At 67.4% G+C, this 16,590-nt stretch carries 14 protein-coding genes; 5 read left to right on the top strand and 9 right to left on the bottom strand.

Annotated features, from left to right (window positions below):
* Positions 1-23 precede the first annotated feature (23 nt).
* The 4 genes from EV653_RS32255 to EV653_RS32240 all read right to left on the bottom strand — a co-directional run bounded on the left by EV653_RS32255 (position 24) and on the right by EV653_RS32240 (position 3,374).
* Positions 24-809: a TIGR00730 family Rossman fold protein gene (locus tag EV653_RS32255; protein WP_441294984.1), complete on the bottom strand. Its 786-nt coding sequence runs from the start codon at positions 807-809 to the stop codon at positions 24-26.
* A 109-nt stretch (positions 810-918) separates the two neighbouring features.
* Entirely contained in the window at positions 919-1,986 is a 1,068-nt protein-coding gene (gene dapE / locus EV653_RS32250) for a succinyl-diaminopimelate desuccinylase (protein WP_134108482.1), read from the bottom strand.
* Positions 1,987-2,020: 34 nt separating this feature from the next.
* A complete protein-coding gene (locus EV653_RS32245; protein WP_134108480.1) occupies positions 2,021-2,707 on the bottom strand; it encodes a VOC family protein in 687 nt (228 codons plus the stop codon).
* A 10-nt stretch (positions 2,708-2,717) separates the two neighbouring features.
* Positions 2,718-3,374, bottom strand: a complete 657-nt coding sequence (locus EV653_RS32240; RefSeq protein WP_134108478.1) for an ABATE domain-containing protein — start codon at positions 3,372-3,374, stop codon at positions 2,718-2,720.
* A gap of 63 nt (positions 3,375-3,437) precedes the next feature.
* On the opposite strand from EV653_RS32240, the gene EV653_RS32235 reads away from it, so the two are divergent.
* Positions 3,438-4,088, top strand: a complete 651-nt coding sequence (locus EV653_RS32235; RefSeq protein ID WP_134108476.1) for a pyridoxine/pyridoxamine 5'-phosphate oxidase — start codon at positions 3,438-3,440, stop codon at positions 4,086-4,088.
* The gene (locus tag EV653_RS32230) at positions 4,079-4,744 is read left to right on the top strand and encodes a maleylpyruvate isomerase family mycothiol-dependent enzyme (RefSeq protein ID WP_238160574.1); all 666 of its coding nucleotides are present in this window, start codon (positions 4,079-4,081) and stop codon (positions 4,742-4,744) included. The genes EV653_RS32235 and EV653_RS32230 overlap by 10 nt, the downstream gene beginning before the upstream one ends.
* A 108-nt stretch (positions 4,745-4,852) precedes the next feature.
* On the opposite strand, the gene EV653_RS32225 is transcribed toward EV653_RS32230, so the two are convergent.
* The 4 genes from EV653_RS32225 to EV653_RS32210 form a co-directional block, all read right to left on the bottom strand.
* Positions 4,853-6,814 carry a DUF4185 domain-containing protein gene (locus tag EV653_RS32225; RefSeq protein WP_134108472.1) on the bottom strand — a complete coding sequence of 654 codons (1,962 nt, stop codon included), beginning with the start codon at positions 6,812-6,814 and terminating at the stop codon, positions 4,853-4,855.
* A gap of 148 nt (positions 6,815-6,962) precedes the next feature.
* Positions 6,963-7,763 carry a carbohydrate ABC transporter permease gene (locus EV653_RS32220; RefSeq protein WP_166679637.1) on the bottom strand — a complete coding sequence of 267 codons (801 nt, stop codon included), beginning with the start codon at positions 7,761-7,763 and terminating at the stop codon, positions 6,963-6,965.
* Positions 7,750-8,637, bottom strand: a complete 888-nt coding sequence (locus EV653_RS32215) for a carbohydrate ABC transporter permease (RefSeq protein ID WP_202871925.1) — start codon at positions 8,635-8,637, stop codon at positions 7,750-7,752. Before EV653_RS32215 ends, EV653_RS32220 begins: the two co-directional genes overlap by 14 nt.
* A gap of 65 nt (positions 8,638-8,702) precedes the next feature.
* Positions 8,703-10,064 carry an ABC transporter substrate-binding protein gene (locus EV653_RS32210; RefSeq protein ID WP_134108468.1) on the bottom strand — a complete coding sequence of 454 codons (1,362 nt, stop codon included), beginning with the start codon at positions 10,062-10,064 and terminating at the stop codon, positions 8,703-8,705.
* Between the two features lie 245 nt (positions 10,065-10,309).
* On the opposite strand from EV653_RS32210, the gene EV653_RS32205 reads away from it, so the two are divergent.
* The 3 genes from EV653_RS32205 to EV653_RS32195 all read left to right on the top strand — a co-directional run bounded on the left by EV653_RS32205 (position 10,310) and on the right by EV653_RS32195 (position 13,002).
* Positions 10,310-10,963, top strand: coding sequence for a KpsF/GutQ family sugar-phosphate isomerase (locus EV653_RS32205; RefSeq protein ID WP_134108466.1), 654 nt, complete (start codon positions 10,310-10,312; stop codon positions 10,961-10,963).
* The gene (locus EV653_RS32200; RefSeq protein ID WP_134108464.1) at positions 10,960-11,889 is read left to right on the top strand and encodes a ribokinase; all 930 of its coding nucleotides are present in this window, start codon (positions 10,960-10,962) and stop codon (positions 11,887-11,889) included. The genes EV653_RS32205 and EV653_RS32200 overlap by 4 nt, the downstream gene beginning before the upstream one ends.
* Positions 11,890-12,000: 111 nt before the next feature.
* Entirely contained in the window at positions 12,001-13,002 is a 1,002-nt protein-coding gene (locus tag EV653_RS32195; protein WP_134108462.1) for a LacI family DNA-binding transcriptional regulator, read from the top strand.
* A 542-nt stretch (positions 13,003-13,544) separates the two neighbouring features.
* Here the strand turns inward: EV653_RS32195 and EV653_RS32190 are convergent.
* On the bottom strand, positions 13,545-16,409 hold the full coding sequence (locus EV653_RS32190) for a GH92 family glycosyl hydrolase (RefSeq protein WP_202871924.1): 2,865 nt from the start codon (positions 16,407-16,409) through the stop codon (positions 13,545-13,547).
* Positions 16,410-16,590 lie beyond the last annotated feature (181 nt).

Below are 16,590 nucleotides of genomic sequence, written 5' to 3'. Positions count from 1 at the left end.
CAACCGAACCATCACCCGGGATTTCAGCTCCCGTCGGACCCCAGCCGGCGCGCCTTCTCGGACGAGCTCTCGACCTCCCGTGCGGCCACCTCGGCGGCTTCCTCGGCCGCGGCGTCGGCCAGCTCGCCCGCCTTCATGATGTAGCTGATCGCCTCGTCGACGTCGTCGGTGACCACGAACATGTCCAGATCGGCGGCCGAGATCTTCCCGTCCTCGAGGCTCGTGTTCCGCAGCCAGTCGACCAGCCCGCCCCAGTACGCCGTACCGAACAGCACGACCGGGAACGACGTGACCTTCCGCGTCTGCGCCAGCGTGAGCGCCTCGAACAGCTCATCCAGCGTGCCGAACCCGCCCGGCATCACCACGAACCCCTGCGCATACTTCACGAACATCGTCTTGCGGGTGAAGAAGTACCGGAAGTTCATCCCGATGTCGACCCACTCGTTCAGGCCGTTCTCGAAAGGCAGCTCGATGCCGAGCCCGACCGAGACACCGCCGGCCTCGGACGCCCCCTTGTTCGCGGCCTCCATCACCCCCGGTCCGCCGCCGGTAATGACGGCGTACCCGGCCGCGACCAGCTTCCGCCCGAACTCCTCGGCCGCGGCGTACATCGGGTCGTCAGGCTTGGTCCGCGCCGAGCCGAAGACGCTGATCGCGGCGCCGAGCTCGGCCAGCATGCCGAACCCCTCGATGAACTCCGACTGGATCCGCAGCACCCGCCACGGGTCGGTGTGCACCCAGTCCGACGGTCCGCGGCTGTCCAGCAGCCGCTGCTCGGACGTGGAGTGCTGCACCTGCTTGCGCCGCATCATGATCGGCCCGCGCTGCTGCTGGCCGACCGGGCCGACCGGTCTGTCGGGGTGGATCGATGGTTCTGACATACGTCCAGATTATGGCCTGACCGGTAACGCGGGCGGCTCAGGCGCGGCCCGTCAACCAACTCCTCAACCGCTGTTCACACAGCTCGATCTCGGCCTCGGGCACGAATTCGTCCTGCTTGTGCGCGTACAGCGGATCGCCGGGCCCGTAGTTCACCGCCGGTACGCCGAGCAGCGTGAACCGCGCCACGTCCGTCCACCCGAACTTCGGCTGCGGCTCACCCCCGACCACCTGCAGGAACGCCGCCGCGGCCGGCCGCTCCAGCCCCGGCAGCCCGCCCGGAGCCGAGTCCGTCACCACGACGTCGTACCCCTCGAACACCTCGCGCAGGTGCGCCTCGGCCTCTGCCTCGGACCGGCTGGGCGCGAAGCGGTAGTTGATCGCCACCGTGCACAGATCCGGTACGACGTTCCCCGCGACGCCGCCGGTGATCGCGACCGCGTTCAGCCCCTCGCGGTACACCAGCCCGTCGATCGGCACTCGCCGCGGTTCGTACGCCGCAAGCCGCGCGAGCACGTCGCCCGCGGCGTGGATCGCGTTCGACCCCATCCACGAACGGGCCGAGTGCGCACGCTCGCCGTGGGTGGTGACCTCGATCCGCATAGTGCCCTGGCAGCCGGCCTCGACGACGGCGTTCGACGGCTCCATCACGACCGCGAACACGCCCTCGAGCAGCTCGGGGTTGGAGCGGGTCAGCTTGAAGAGACCGTTGCGCTCGGCCTCGATCTCCTCGCAATCGTAGAAGACATAGGTGACGTCCCGGACCGGCTCGTCGAGGCCCGCCGCGAGCCGGAGCGCGACCGCGACGCCGCCCTTCATGTCGCAGGCGCCGAGACCGTGGATCAGCCCGTCGGCGCGGCGCGCCGGGAGGTTGTCGTTGAGCGGGACGGTGTCGAGATGACCGGCGATCACGACCCGCTCGTCGCGCCCGAGGTCGGTCCGCGCGACCACGGTGTTGCCGTGCCGGAACACCTTCAGATGCCCGTACGCCGACAAGGCCTTCTCGACCTTGTCCGCGAGCTTCTCCTCGGTCCCGCTGACCGACGAAATGTTCACCAGCGCCTCGGTCAGGTCTGGACCGGACACGGTCAGGTCGAGCTTGGTCATGGGGCCTCCCAACGGAGTCGCGGCATCAGTACTGTCATGAAGACTCCTCCGGCGGCAGGAACACGCAGAACTCGTTGCCCTCGGGGTCGGCGCAGACGTTCCAGCCGATCTCGTCGTCCTTGGGCCGCAGCAGTGTCGCACCCGCGTCGAGCACCGGCTGCAGCGCGGGCGCGGTGACATCCCAGTGCACCCGGTTCTTCACCGTCTTGGGCTCGGGCACCGGCACGAAGACCCAGTACCGGAACGGCAGGCCGGGCACGTTCTCGAGCCAGCAGTACGGCGTACCCGGCCGGCTCATGAAGTCGCCGCCGACCACGTCCGCCCACCAACGCGCCTGCTTCTCCGGCTCGGCCGAGTCGACGATCAACTCCATCAGCCGGTACGCCGGGACCGTGCCGCGGACGAACCCGCAGAACTCGCCGCCCTCGGGGTCCGTCATCACTGTCCACTGCTGTTCTTCGGTGGCCGGCGTCAGTACCTTCGCACCCTCGCGCTCGAGATCCTCGATCGCACCGGTGATGAGGTCGAGGTGGACCCGGTTCTTGACCGTCTTCGTCTCCGGGACCTTGCACATCCAGATCGTCTTCTCCGGGGCGTCGCCGACGAGCACGTTCGGGTTGTCGGCGGGCGCGGTCAGGCCGATCACCCGGCCCCAGAACGCGGCCATCTCGCTCGGCGACGTGACGTCGACACACAAGTCTTTGAAACGCGCGATGGTCATGACCGACAGGCTATCCGGCGTGCCGTTTGCGGTAGTGACGGTTCACCCGCTCGCGGTTACCGCAGGACGCCGAGCACCACGTCTGCCGCGGATCGTCCTGCAGGAAGTACTTCACACACCGAGCCGCTGGACACGCCCGCAGCCGCCCCCGATCCGGTCCGGTCAGAAACTCGATCGTCGAGCGCCCGACCGCGGCGATGAGGTCGTCGGTCCGGCCCGCCCACCGCAATACCGGCTCACCACCCGCCGGCCACTCGAGCTCCCTCGCCCCCAAGCGCTCGGCCGCGCGGTTCACCGCCCGCACTGCCACGTCCGCATCCATCAACCGGTCCGCATCCGCCTTGCTCGGCGCACCGGGCGCCACCGCCCGCGCGAACAACGCTCGCACCGCCCGCCGGACCTCCACCAACTCCCGCCACAGGGCCTCGTCCTTGCCGACTCTCCGGGTTTCCGGAAGGAATTCGACGCCAGTTGCGAGTTTTGTTCCGGAAATCGCGCCCCCCGCCGATTCGGGACCGGCCGGCGGTCGCCCGAGCACCTCCGTGACCAGGTGCTGGTTATCGGCCAGCCACGCGGCTGCCTCCGCGGGGGTGGCCAGCAGATCCGCGACGCCGCCACGGCCGTCGTGCTTGATGGTCGCGGCGAGGGCGAAGGCCAGCGTGCTCATCCAGCAATCCTAATGGGAAATCTGGTTGCTGCCATGTGAATACGTCGCCTAGGGTCTCGAAGCGTGACCGACCTCCGCACCCGGCTGCGCGCCGTACCGACGCTGACCGGGACCCCACCGGCCTGGGATCCCGCACTTGCTCCCGAGACGCCGCATCCGCTGTTCGTCGAGTGGCTGCTGAGCGCGATCGACGAGCAGGTGCCCGAGCCGTGCGCGATGACCCTGTCCACGGTCCGCGCCGACGGCCGGCCGAACGGGCGGGTCCTGATCCTCAAAGACGTGACTGACGACGGTTGGCAGTTCGCGTCGACGTCGACCAGCCGGAAGGGCGACGAGCTCGCCACCTCGCCGTACGCCGCTCTCACGTTCTACTGGATCCCGCTGGGCCGGCAGGTCCGCGTGCTCGGGACCGTCGAGGCCGCTTCGGCGGAGGATTCGGCACGGGACTTCCTGATGCGGCCCGAGGCGGCGCGGGCGGAGGCGTTGGTCGGGCGGCAGAGCGCCGTACTCGCGGATCCTGCGGACATCGACGTCGCGGTGAAGGAGCAGGCGGAGCGGATCGCCGCCGAGCCTGGGCTGATCGCGCCGAACTGGACGCTGTACACGTTGCGCGCCGAAGAGGTCGAATTCTGGCAGGCCGATCCGGATCGCCGGCACACGCGCTTGCGGTACCGGCTCGAGGACCAATGGACGAAGGAGCTGCTGTGGCCCTGAACGAAGTAGGCGCCATCGCCGACCAGTTGCTCGCGCTCGTCGCGGACCTGGACGACGCGAGCGCCCGCGGCGATTCGAACCTGCCCGGTTGGTCCCGCGGCCATGTCGTCACGCACATCGCGAACTTCTCCGAGGCGATGACCCGTCAGGTCGACGAGGCGCTCGAAGGCCGCGTGATCGAGATGTACGACGGTGGCCGGCCCGCTCGCGACGCCGCCATCGAATCCGGCGCCGACCGTTCCGCGGCCGACCTCCGCGCCCACCTCACCCAGGCCGTCACCACGCTGCTCGCCTCCTGGGACAAGGTCAGCCCCACCGACTGGCCCCTTCCCATCCTCCACCGCAACAGCAACCTGTCCGCCGGCCTGCAAGCCACCTGGCGAGAACTGACCATCCACACCTCGGACCTCAACCTGGGCGTCACTCCCGCGAGCTGGTCCTCCTCGTTCTGTCTGCACCTGCTGGACTTCCTCCGTCCGCGCACACCCGACGGCATCCACCTGATCCTCCAAGCCGACGACACCACCTGGGAGACCGGCACCGGCGAAGAGGTGACGCTGACCGGTGCCCTCACCGACCTAACCGCCTGGTACGCCGGCCGGCCCACCCCCGGCCCGGTCACCGGCCCCGCGCCCGATCTCCTCCCCTGGCCGTGAACCGGGCGCCCTGCACTGACCAACCTCGACGCGAGGAGCTCCGCAGGCGGGGCTGCGACCGCAGGCCCCGCGTGGGGCGTGGTTGGTCAGTGAGGGGCGTCCACCTGTTCAGCTGACGGTGAAGTCGTCGACCTGGAGCCAGGTGTCGAGGTTGGGGCCGTTGAAGCCGGCGTAGACGGTTAGCTCGTGTACGTCGGCCGGGACCTTCACCGTCACCTCGTGGTGGACATAGCCGGTGCCGGAGCCGAACGTGGTGCTGGCCAGGTCTGTCGTACCGGCGCGCACCCCGAAGCGGCCTTGGTCTGTTGGGAGGTTGGCGGAGGCGTTGATCCACGAGCCGAACGTGTACGTCGTACCCGGTGTGACCGGGACCGTCTGGTACAGGTCGCTGAAACCCGTGCAGGTACAGCGGATCCAGCCGTTGTTGGCGCCGGAATGCGCGAAGCCGAGACCGCGGTCGACGCCGTTGGCCGCAGTACCTTCGAACAGCCAAGCAGGCTTTCCGCCACCGGTGCCCTCGAAGCCACCATCTGCCAGCTGCGAGACGTACCGGACCACGAGCTCGGACACAGTCGTGTAGGAGCGGGTCCCGCCTGACAACCCGATCACCCGCACCCCATCGGTCTCCTGCACCGGGAACGTGATCGTGTACGTCGCGTTCGCCCCGGCCGAGGCATCACCCGGGTACGCGGGTGAGACGGTCTGCGAGCCGACCTCCACCCATGCACCGTTCTGCTTGACCTGCACGCGCGGCCGGCCGGTGAAATACCCGCCCTCCGCCGACACCGCGCCCGACGTGAACTCGACGGTGTTGACCTTGTGCGGGGCCGGCCACTCATACCCCCACCACGTCGCACCCTTGACCTCGTCGTCGAAGTCCGACTCGGTGCCCATCTTCGCACTGTCGTTCATCAGTGCGAGACTGCCGGAGTTCGTTGACTTGGAGATCGCAACCGCGCCGGTCGTCGGCACCGCGAGGTTGTCGGACCCGGGGAGGTTCGAGGCCGGCGTCTCGACCGACGGCGTGAGCACCAGCTTGCGCAGGTTGAAGTTGTAGACCGACGTACCGATCCCGCCGCCTCCGCACGGGCAGACGTTCGCCTGGATGTACATCGTGTTGCCGTCCGGCTGGACGAACTTCGACGGGATCGTCACGCCGTACCCGCCGTACTTCGACGTCGACCACGGGTACCCGCCGAAGTCCTTGCTCATGAAGTGTTTCCACGGTCCCCACGGCGTCGGCGACTCGTAGAACTCGAAGGTGTACTCCGTCCAGGACGTGTATACGTACCGCTTCTGCTTCGCGAGGTACGTGACGCCGCCCTGGCTGATCACGCTCAGGTTGGACGCATTCGTGCCGTACGTCTGCGCGTACAACCGTCGCGTGTCGGTCAGCACCGGCTTACGATCGGCGATCTTCGACGACCACCCAGTGCCGGTGTAGAACTTCCACGCGCCGCGGTCCTGCACCTTGTTCTTGGGGACCCGTGCCAGGAACACGCTCTGCGGATCGGCAACCGTGTCGTCGAACGAGTCCCGCCAGTTCCCGTCCAGCCCGTACGCGTACACGTAGCCGTCCGGCGCCAGCGCACCGCCCTTGCCGAAGTCCGCGAACCAGATCGTCGTGAAGACATGGTCCGAGAACATCGGCTTCGCCTTGTCCCAGGTCCACGTCTTCCCGTGGTCCGTCGACTTCAGGATCGTTGCAGCCGGTACGTCGTTGAAGTCCAGGGCGAGGTCCTGGACCGCCAGGTACAACGTGTCCCCGACGCATACCATCCCGGTCGGCTTGCGGTTGTACCCGGCGCCGCTCCAGACCGAACCGACCTGATCGCCCTTGGAGATCGTTGCCCCAGACAAGTTTCCCGGTGTGCCGTTGATCTCGCTGACCGCGATGTCGGCGAAGTCCCCGTCGGTACTGAACCCTTTGCCGTCACCGTTGGCGGCGTACAGCTTGTCGTTATCCGCCCAGCAGGACGGCCAGAGGTCACCGTCGCTCTTGCTAGGCGCGCCCTTCGACTCCACCTGCGCGGTGCCGACGGATCCCGATCCCGATCCCGATCCCGCCATACCATACGGTTTGGTATGCTCGATCGAAGCCGCCGTACCATACGGTTTGGTATGGCCGGTTGAGGCGGTGGACTGGGTCAGGAGGGTCGCCGTTCCGAAGACCAGCGGCAGGACGGCAAGCAGTGCCCCACGTTTCATAGTGGTTCCTTCACTTGAGGCCGGTCGTCTTCATCGCGTCGACCAGGCGGCGCTGGCCCGCGACGAACACCACGACCGTGGGAATGGCCGCGATCACAGCGGCCGCGAGAATGAGGTTCCAGGCCGAGGCGTACTGCCCCTGCATGCCGGAGACGCCGAGTTGGATGACGCGAAGATCCGGGTTCCGGGTGATGGTGAGCGGCCAGAGGAACGCGTTCCAGTTGGCCAGGAAGAACAGCACCGACAGCGACGCCAGCACCGGCCGGCTGAGCGGCAGGATGACGCTCCAGTACCGCCGCCAGTAGCCGCAGCCGTCCAGATCGGCCGCTTCCTCGAGCTCACGCGGGATGTTCAGGTAGTACTGCCGGAGCAGGAAGATGCCGAACGCGTGGAAGATGCTCGGCACGATCAACCCGGCGTAGCTGTCGAGCAGACCTAGTTGCTTTGCCACTAGAAACAAGGGAACTAGTATCACCGGCAGCGACACCAGCAGCGTCGACATGATCCCGGAGAAGATGATCCCGCGCCCCGGGAATCGCAGCCGGGCCAGCGCGTACGCCGCCATGCTGTGGAAGAACAGCGCGATCACGGTGACCGTCACCGACACGATCGCGGAGTTCAGCATGAACCGCGGCATCGGGATCTTCAGCAGCACGTACTGCAGGTTGTCCAACGTCCACGTCGAGGGCCAACCGAAGTTGAACACGTCCTCGGCCGGCTTCAACGCACTGATCAGGATCCACAGCAGCGGAGCGACCGCGATGATCGCGAGGACATGGGCCAGGATCGGGAGGACTCTAATCCTCGTCAAAACGTCCTCCTCGGGTGACGCCGAACATCAGTCCGGTACAGATGACCAGAATCGCCACGACCACGGTGGTCAGCGCGGCGGCGTACCCCATGTTGTTGAAGGTGAACGCCTGCTCGTAGATGTAGAGCACGACCGTGCTGGTCGCCCGCGCCGGACCGCCCTTGGTGAGCACAAAGACCAGGTCGAACGCCTGCAGACCGGTGACCGCGCCGATCGTCGAGTTCACCACGACGAAGAAGCTGGTCGGCCGGAGCAGCGGCCAGATCACGTACCGGAATCGTTGCCAGGAGCCCGCACCGTCGATCTGCGCGGCGTCCTCGAGTTCCTTCGGCACGTCCTTCAGGCCGGCCAGGAACACCAGCATCTGGTATCCCATCAGGAACCACACGCTGATCACCACATAGGTGCCTAGCGCAAGGGACGGCGTACCGAGGAAGGACACGTCGCCGAGGCCGAACGGCGCCAGGATCTTCGAGAGCGCCCCGCGCTTGTCGACCAGCAGGAACTGCCAGATCAGACCGACCACGACCAGGCTGACGACGTTCGGCAGGAAGAACGCCGATCGGACCCAGCCGATGCCCTTGAAATGGTTGCGGACCAACATCGCCAGCGCGAAGCTCACCACGAACGCGATCGGCACGAACGTGACCACGTAGATCGCGGTGACCCTCAGCGAGGCCCAGAGTTGATCGTCCCCGGCCATCAGCTTGTAGTTCGCCAGGCCGACGTACTGATAGTTGCCGAAGCCATCGACCTTGAAGAACGCGACACCGAAGGCCAGCACCATCGGGATCGCGACGAAGGTCAGCAGACCGATCGTGTCCGGCGCGAGGAAGGCGTACGCCGCCAACGCCTCGCGCCGTTTTCTCGTCATACCTGCCCTGGGTTTCCCCGAAGCCTTCACCAGCGGCTTGGAGGGAGCGGCTGTTGTCGTCACCATCAGCTGATCGGCGCGCCCTGGTAGGTCTTCAGGAACGTGTCGATCTTCTCCGCCGCGTCGGCCGCCGCCTTGGCCGGATCGGCCGCGTTCAACTGGCAGGCCTGGATCGCGTCGGCGATCGGCTGGTATACCTCCGGTGGGAACCGCGGCTCGGGCTTGCCGGTCGGCGCGATCTCGCTGACGAACTTCTTCAGCGCGCCGTCGGCGAACGCACCCTTGGCATCCGCGGCCTGCTGCACGGACTTCCGCGGCGGCAGGTTGGTCTTCACCTCGGTGTTCCACTGCCGCTGCCGCTCGACGCCGGCGGCGTCAGTCGAACCGAGCGCCCACGCGATGAACTTCGCCGCGGCCTCGGGATTCTTGCCCTTCGAGTTGGCGACGAACGCCCAGCCGCCGAGGTCGGTGGCCGCCGAGCCGCCGGCCGGAGTAGGCAGCGGAATGATGCCGTACTTGAAGGTCTTCGCCTTGGTCCGCATGTCCGCGACCGCCCAGATGCCGCTCTGCTGCATCGCGGCCGCGCCGGAGCCGAGGTTCGAGACCACGTCACCGCCGCCGTCACCGAGGGCTTTGCGCGGGGCAACTTTGTTCTTGATCGTATCGCCCCAGAACTTCAGCGCCTGTACGGCGGCGGGCGAGTCGAACGCGGACTTGCCGTCCTTGATGGCGTTGCCGTCCCCCTGCCACATGAACGGGTACCAGGTGAAGTTCTGGTAGTAGCCGGGCAGCGTCTCGAACATCACGCCGTACCGCTTGCTGTTGGTCAGCTTCTGCGCGACCGCGATCGTCTGGTCCCACGTCTTGGGCAGGTCGGCCTCGGACAGCCCGGCCGACTCGAACGCGGCCTCGCTGTAGTACATCGCGAGCGGCTCGATCTCCATCGGCAGGCCGTACACCTTGCCGTCCACGCTGCGCGCCTCGAGCAGACCGGGCAGGTAGTCCTTCTTGGACTCGTCCGGCAACGCGGAGCCGAGATCCTGCAGCACGCCGCCGTTGTAGTAGCGGAGGAAGTCGCCGGGGCTGATCAGGAAGATGTCGGGGCCCTGGCCCGACTGGAACGCAGTCTGCAGGGTCGTCCCGTTCAGGTAGTCCTTGCCGGGGATGTAGCGCAGCTTGACCTTGACGTCGTTGTTCTTGTTCCACTCCGCGACGGTGTCGACGAACCACTTGCTCTGCGGTCCCTGATCGTCGGACGGGCCGTAGAAGTTCCAGAACGACATCTCCTTGGCGTTGCCGCCGGATTCGTTGCCGCCGCAGGCGGACAGCAGCGGTACGCCGGCAGCTGTCGCGGCGAACGCGCCCAGACCGCCGCGCAGGACGGACCGGCGGCTGAGCTGCCTGGCAGGGAAGGGTGTTGCGGCCATCAGGTGCTCCAGGGTGGTGAGTTTCGGGCGGGTGTTCGGGCGGCCGAGGGGCAATCGATTTCTCGCAATCTACGATCGGCGGCGTGGTCGGTCAAGAGCCGACCGGATGACGATGTGATCAACCGTGCCGGTTTCCCACGTGCTGGCAAGGGTTTCGACCTGCATGGCGGCGTTGACACGGATCAGCCACGCTGCCTAATCTGCGGAAATCGATTTCTGACATGAGAGGCACTGGGATGCCAGTTGTGCCGAACCGTGCGTCCGCCCACCGCACGGCCGACGAGCTGTCCAGGGACCTGGTCGCCCGAGGACTACAGGCGGCGCGCGATGCCATCGAGACCGAGGCCGCAGCTGTCTCGGCACTCGCGGACCGCCTGGACGGAGTCTTCCTGGAGGTGCTGCTCGCGGTCGCCCAGTGCGAAGGCCATCTGGTGGTGACCGGTCTCGGGAAGTCCGGTCTGGTCGGCCGGAAGATCGCCGCCACTCTTGCCAGCACGGGTACGCCGGCCACGTTCATCCACTCCGGCGATGCGCTGCACGGCGACTCCGGTGCGGTGACGTCGCGCGACATCGTCCTGGCGCTCTCTGCATCCGGCGAGACCGCTGAGGTGTGCGCGTTCGCGCGGATGCTGCGGGAGCGGACGATCCCGGTGATCGCGATGACCGGACGGGAGGAGTCGACGCTGGCCCAGTTGGCGACGTACACGCTCGACACGATGGTGCTGCGCGAGGCGGATCCGTTGAACTTGGCACCGACCGCGTCGACGACGGCCTCGCTGGCAATGGGCGATGCGTTGGCGTGCGCGCTCGTCGTACTGCGGTCCTTCAGTCATCACGACTTCGCGCAGTTCCATCCATCTGGTGCCTTGGGCAAGCGTCTGGCCGAGGACCAGGCATGAACGATGTGTGCGTGCTGGGTTCGTTCATGAAGGATCTGGTCGCCTCAGCGGAACGGCGGCCGTTGCCGGGTGAGACCTTGCACGGCACCGGGTTCGCGGAGTTCCTCGGCGGCAAGGGCGTGAACCAGGCGATCGCGGCAGCGCGGATGGGCGCGCGGACGGCGATCGTCGGCACGATCGGTGAGGACCGGTACGGCGAAGAGTTCCTCGAACTGCTGTCGTCGAACGGTGTCGACACGTCGTGGATCGTGCGGCATCCGTCATTAGGGACTGGCGTCGGATTGCCGCTGGTGCTGCCGGACGGTGGCAACTCGATCATCATCGTGTCGCGTGCCAATGCTGCGATCACCGCTGCGGATGTCGAGGCCGCGGGGGACGTGCTCGTTTCCAGCAAGGTGCTCAGCGTCCAGCTCGAGCTCCCGGTCGAGGCGAGCCACACCGCCCTCCGGCTCGCCTCGACCGCGGGCGTCACCACGATCCTCACGCCTGCACCGGTCGGCCCGATCGATCACTCGCTGGCGGCGTACGTCGACATCCTGGTGCCGAACGAGGTCGAAGCGGCGGCGCTCACCGGGCTGGACTGCGACGACTCGGGGGTGCCGATGGTCGCTCGCAAGCTGGCCGAGGAGTGGGATCTGCGTGGTTGCGTGGTCACGCTCGGCTCGCGGGGTGCTTTCGTCCTGGACCGGGCCGCGGGCTACGAGGAACGTGTGGATGCTCATCAAGTTGCGACGGTCGACACCGTCGGCGCGGGCGACGCCTTCTGCGGCACACTGGCCGCTTCGCTGGCCGGCGGAGCTGGATTGGTGGACGCCGTGCGCCTCGCGAATGCCGCCGGAGCGCTCTCGACCACTATGAATGGGGCCGCCGATTCGGCCCCGGCCCGCGCCGCTGCCTTGGCGCTGCTGGAGTCAGCCGCATCATGAGATCCTTTGGGTCCGCGGGACGCCGTTGCTCGGTGGTCCGTGGACGCAACTGTGGGGATCGGAGTTAGAGTGCGATCCAGACGACCATCGGATCTCCAGCGGGGAGCGGGTATGACGACGATCTACGACGTCGCGCGTAGGTCGGGGGTATCTCCGGCGACGGTGTCGCGGGTCCTGAGCGGCCGGCGCAACGTCGACCCCGAGCTGTCCGAGAAGGTCCGCGCCGCGGTCGCCGAGCTCGGCTACCGCCCGAACGGCGTCGCCCGCAACCTGCGCAAATCCTCCACGAACCTGTGGGCCGTCGTCATCTCCGACATCGAGAACCCGTTCTTCACGTCCTTGGTCCGCGGGCTGGAGGATGTGGCGCAGACCGAGGGGTATCACGTCGTACTGTGCAATTCGGACGAGGACCCGGCGAAGGAAGCGGCGTACGCGTCGGCCGTGCTGACCGATCAGATGGCCGGGGTGGTGATCTCGCCGACGTCGACGGCCGAGGGCGTGCAGTTGCTCGCGGACGCGAAGATCCCGCTGGTGATGATCGACCGTCGGGTCGAGGGGGTCGAGGCGGATACCGTTCTGGTCGACAACGAGCATGGTGCCTTTGAGGGCGTCAAACACTTGATCGACGGCGGGTATCAGCGGATTGCGTGCATCACCGGTCCGCGCAAGGTATCGACTGCTATGGATCGGCTTGCTGGGTATCGGTCGGCGCTGCGTGCCGGCGGGATCCGGTACGACAAGGATCTTGTGCGGCACGCGGACTTCCGCGAGGCCGGCGGGTACGCCGCTATGGAGAGCCTTCTCGAACTGGCCGACCCACCCGAGGCGCTCTTCGCCACCAACAACCTGATGACCGTCGGCGCCCTCGAATGCCTGGCCCGCAAAGGCCTCCGAGCCCCCGACGACATCGCCGTCGTCGGCTTCGACGACATCCCCTGGGCCGACCTCGTAGTCCCCAGCCTCACCACCGTCGCCCAACCCACCTACGAACTAGGCCGCACCGCCGGCCAACTCCTCAAAGACCGCACCACCTCCCCCGGCCGCCCACCCTCCACAGTCACCCTCCGCACCGAACTCCACATCCGCGCCACCTCAGCCCCCAAGAAGAAGTAGCGGACACCACCCAAAGGACACCGCTTCGCGGCGACCGCTCTTCCGGCCGCCTCCGGCGGCGTGCAGGATCGCCCATCGAGCGAATGCCCTGCCGCCCACACCAGCGGCGAACGAGCACCCACAAATCGGACACCGCTTCGCAGCGACTGCCCATTTGGCACCTTCGGCGCGCGCAGGACCGCACCACGGGCCGGACCCCCGTGGCCAGCGACCGTGGTGACGCGACGACCCAGATCGGACACCGCTTCGCGGCGACTGTCCTTTTGGCCGCCTCCGGCGGCGTACGGGATCACACCCCGGGCCTCGGCCCCCGCCGCTAGCAATCTGTGGTGACGCGAGAACCACGGATCTGACACCGCTTCGCGGCGGCCGCCCATTTGGCGCGCAGGACCGCACCATCAGGCGGACCCCGCGGCCAGCGGCTGGATCCGACGTCCGCGCGCATCGAGTCGTGGCAAATGGCTCGGCGCTTGAATCGCCAGTCGTGGAACGGGGTCGATTTTGGGAGCCACATTCCACGACTCGGCGAATGGGTGGCCGGGTTAGGACAGGAGTTCGACCTGGGCGAGGGTGGCTTCTTGGGCGAGAGTCAGGCGGTAGTGCTGGAAGGCTGTTGGGGTTGGGATCGTGAAGGGGCGGGTTTGGCGGGGCCAGCGGAAGGTCTGGTCGGTGCGTTCGTCGAGGAGGGTCCAGGTGGAGCCGTCGGTCGAGCCTTCGAGGCGCCAGGAGGTGGGGCCGGGTTCGGAGCGGGAGGAGGTGAGGGTGTAGAGGGTTGGGGTGGCCGGGGTCGGGAGGGACCACGTGACTGCGCCGTGTACGACGGTCTCGGTGGTGGAGGTGTCGTCGAAGAGGGGGTTGTCGGGTTGGCGTGGGATCAGGTCGACGAGCGGGGTGGGGACGGCGTCGTCGAGGGTCAGGGCGGGTGGGGAGTCGAGGGTGGCCCAGTCGGATGGTTCCGCGCCGAGGGTGAAGTCGAGTTGGTGGGCAGCGCGAAGGTCGGCAGCGGTTATGGATGCTGTAGGCAACGGTTTGCCATCGACGAGAACATCCTGAACGTAGGGGTGACCAACGTCTGAGGCGGTCACCACCAGCGGCTCCCCACCCAGAGGCGTGACGACGACGCGGGGGAAGAGCGGTGAGCCGATGGCGTACTCCGGAGCGCCGACGCGCAGCGGATAGATGCCTAGGGCAGCGAAGAGGTACCAGGCGGACATCTCGCCGTTGTCCTCGTCGCCGGGATAGCCCTGGCCGATCTGTTCGCCGACGTACAACCGTTCCAGCACCTCGCGCACGATGGCTTGAGTCTTGTGCGGGGCGCCGGCGTAGTTGTACATCCAGGCGATGTGGTGGGCGGGCTGGTTGCTGAAGCCGAACTGGCCCATCCGGACCGCCTGCGCCTCGAGCATCTCGTGAATGACGATCGAGTACGTGCCCTTTTTCACAGCCAGCTCGGGCGTGGAGAAGAACGCGTCGAGTTTGGCCTCGAGGCCGCCCGGACCGCCATACAGGTTGGCCAGACCGCGTGGATCGTGGGCGACGTGGAACGCGAAGTTCCACCCGTCGGTCTCGGTGAAGTCGCCGCCCCACTCCTCCGGGTCGAACTCGGCAGGCCGCTTGGCGAAGGTCCCATCCGCCAATCGACCCTGGAAGAAGTTGACCGCTGGGTCGAAGAGCAGGACATAGTTCAGTGAGCGCCGGCGCAGGTACTCCGCCTCCTCCAGCAGCTGCGCCCGACGTTCCCCCGAAGCCGCAGAGGCCAGCTGCGTAGCCATCGCCGCGAGCCCGAAGTCGTTCAGATACGCCTCGAGTGACCACGACACGCTCTCCTCGGTGTCCGTGCTCACGTACCCGGCGAAGAACCCAGTCTCCACGCCCTTCCGCCCGACCTCGGTCGCCTCTGGTGCGACGGTCGCGTTCCGGAGCCCGGCGTCGTACGTCGCCAGCGGGTCCGGCAGCTCGACGCCCTTCAGATAGGCATCGGCGAACGACACGTCCGAGCTCGTCCCGGTCATGCAGTCGGCGTACCCCGGCGAGGACCACCGCGCGATCCAGCCGCCGTCGCGGTACTGCTGCACGAACCCGTCGATCAGCTCGCCGGTCAACGCGGGATAGAAGAACGCGTACGCCGGCCACGCGGTCCGGTACGTGTCCCAGAACCCACTGTTCACGTACATCTTCCCCGGCTTCACGACCGCGTTGGTCAGGCTGTCGGTCGCTTCACCGTCCACAGGAAGCACCGGGCTCGCATACACGTACGACGGCTCGGCGGCGGTCCCCGCGTTCTCGAAGTGCGAGTTCGGGTAGAGGTTGAGCCGGTAGAGGTTGCCGTACACGGTCCGCAGCTGCGGCGGCGTCGCGCCTTCCGGCCGGATGACCGCGAGGCGCTCGTTCCACGCGGCGTTGGCCGCGGCCTGGATCTCCTCGAACGTCCCGCCCAGCTCCAGCGACAGGTTGTGCCGCGCCTGGTCGACCCCGATGAAGGACGTTGCCATCCGCAACGTCACCTCAGGTACGTCGAAGCTCGCCGCCCGCGCGTTCTCGCGACCACCGGACGCAGGACCGAAACCGATCGGTGCAGCCGAGAACTCGCCGTAGCAGAACATCCGCGTCCGCCCGAACTCGGCCCCGTTCTCGACCCAGCCCGTGAGCGCGGTCCCGTCGTACGAGAAGGCTCCGTTCTCGTCGATCGTGTCGAAGACCAGGTGCCGGCCTGCAGCGTCTGCCGGGAATGTGAAGCGGAAGATCGCGCCGTGGTCGGTCGGAGCGAGCTCCGCGCGTACGCCGTTCGCGAGCGCAACCGCATAGAGATCGGGCCGCGCGACCTCGTCGTCATGGCTGAAGGCAACCGCGCGCTCAGCCGGATCCCCCAGCGGCGAGGCCGCCGCGACCGGCATGATCGTCAGCTGATCGCGATCGCCCATCCACGGACTCGGCTGGTGCGAGAACGTGAGACCCTGCAGCTCGGGGCGGTTGTCCGCGTTGTTGGCGCGGTGGTACTCGTACGGCCAGCGGTACGTCGACGCGTTGGTCACCGGGGTGAGGAAGTTGAACCCGTTCGGCCAGGCGGTGATGGGCAGCGTGTTACCGCGCGAGAAGTCGTGGCTGGCGTTCGTACCGCGACGGGTGTCGACGTACGCCGCGAGGTCCGAGCCGTCCGGCTCCGCCGGGGCCGGGCCGACCTCCACGTCGTCGATCCACCCGACGAACGCATGTCCCGCGTCAGGCGCGTCCACCACGAGCAGGACGTCCGCAATCGTCTTCCCCGCGTACGCGGTCAGATCGACCTGGACGTCGTTCCACTGGTCGGCGTACAGAATCTTCGCCGCACCCTGCCCCGCCGCATCGGCCGGCTTCCCGTACTGATCAACCCCCGCCGACCGCGCATCGTCAGAGAAAACCAGCTCCACCGCCACATACGTAGCCGAGTAGCTCAGCCCCGCATCAAGCTCCGGATAAACCTTGTACCGCAACCGATCACCGGCCTGGACCACTCCCCCAACCCCCGGCAGCCCGACCTCCAGCCTCCCGCCGGAAGTCCCGGAGTACCGAGTCCCCTCCACACTGCTGAACCCAGCCCGCACACTGGTA

Origin of the sequence: Kribbella pratensis (assembly GCF_004365355.1) — a bacterium.
Lineage (GTDB): Bacteria > Actinomycetota > Actinomycetes > Propionibacteriales > Kribbellaceae > Kribbella.
Note: the sequence above shows the minus strand (reverse complement) of the source record. Positions and strands in the feature narration are given on the sequence as shown.

What these genes read in the sequence shown, in the direction of transcription:
- EV653_RS32255 (WP_441294984.1), bottom strand. Translation starts at nt 809, where the DNA reads ATGCGGCGCAAGCAGGTGCAGCACTCCACGTCCGAGCAGCGGCTGCTG.
- EV653_RS32240 (WP_134108478.1), bottom strand. Translation starts at nt 3,374, where the DNA reads ATGAGCACGCTGGCCTTCGCCCTCGCCGCGACCATCAAGCACGACGGC.
- EV653_RS32245 (WP_134108480.1), bottom strand. Translation starts at nt 2,707, where the DNA reads ATGACCATCGCGCGTTTCAAAGACTTGTGTGTCGACGTCACGTCGCCG.
- EV653_RS32200 (WP_134108464.1), top strand. Translation starts at nt 10,960, where the DNA reads ATGAACGATGTGTGCGTGCTGGGTTCGTTCATGAAGGATCTGGTCGCC.
- EV653_RS32195 (WP_134108462.1), top strand. Translation starts at nt 12,001, where the DNA reads ATGACGACGATCTACGACGTCGCGCGTAGGTCGGGGGTATCTCCGGCG.
- EV653_RS32215 (WP_202871925.1), bottom strand. Translation starts at nt 8,637, where the DNA reads ATGACGAGAAAACGGCGCGAGGCGTTGGCGGCGTACGCCTTCCTCGCG.
- EV653_RS32210 (WP_134108468.1), bottom strand. Translation starts at nt 10,064, where the DNA reads ATGGCCGCAACACCCTTCCCTGCCAGGCAGCTCAGCCGCCGGTCCGTC.
- EV653_RS32225 (WP_134108472.1), bottom strand. Translation starts at nt 6,814, where the DNA reads ATGGCGGGATCGGGATCGGGATCGGGATCCGTCGGCACCGCGCAGGTG.
- dapE (WP_134108482.1), bottom strand. Translation starts at nt 1,986, where the DNA reads ATGACCAAGCTCGACCTGACCGTGTCCGGTCCAGACCTGACCGAGGCG.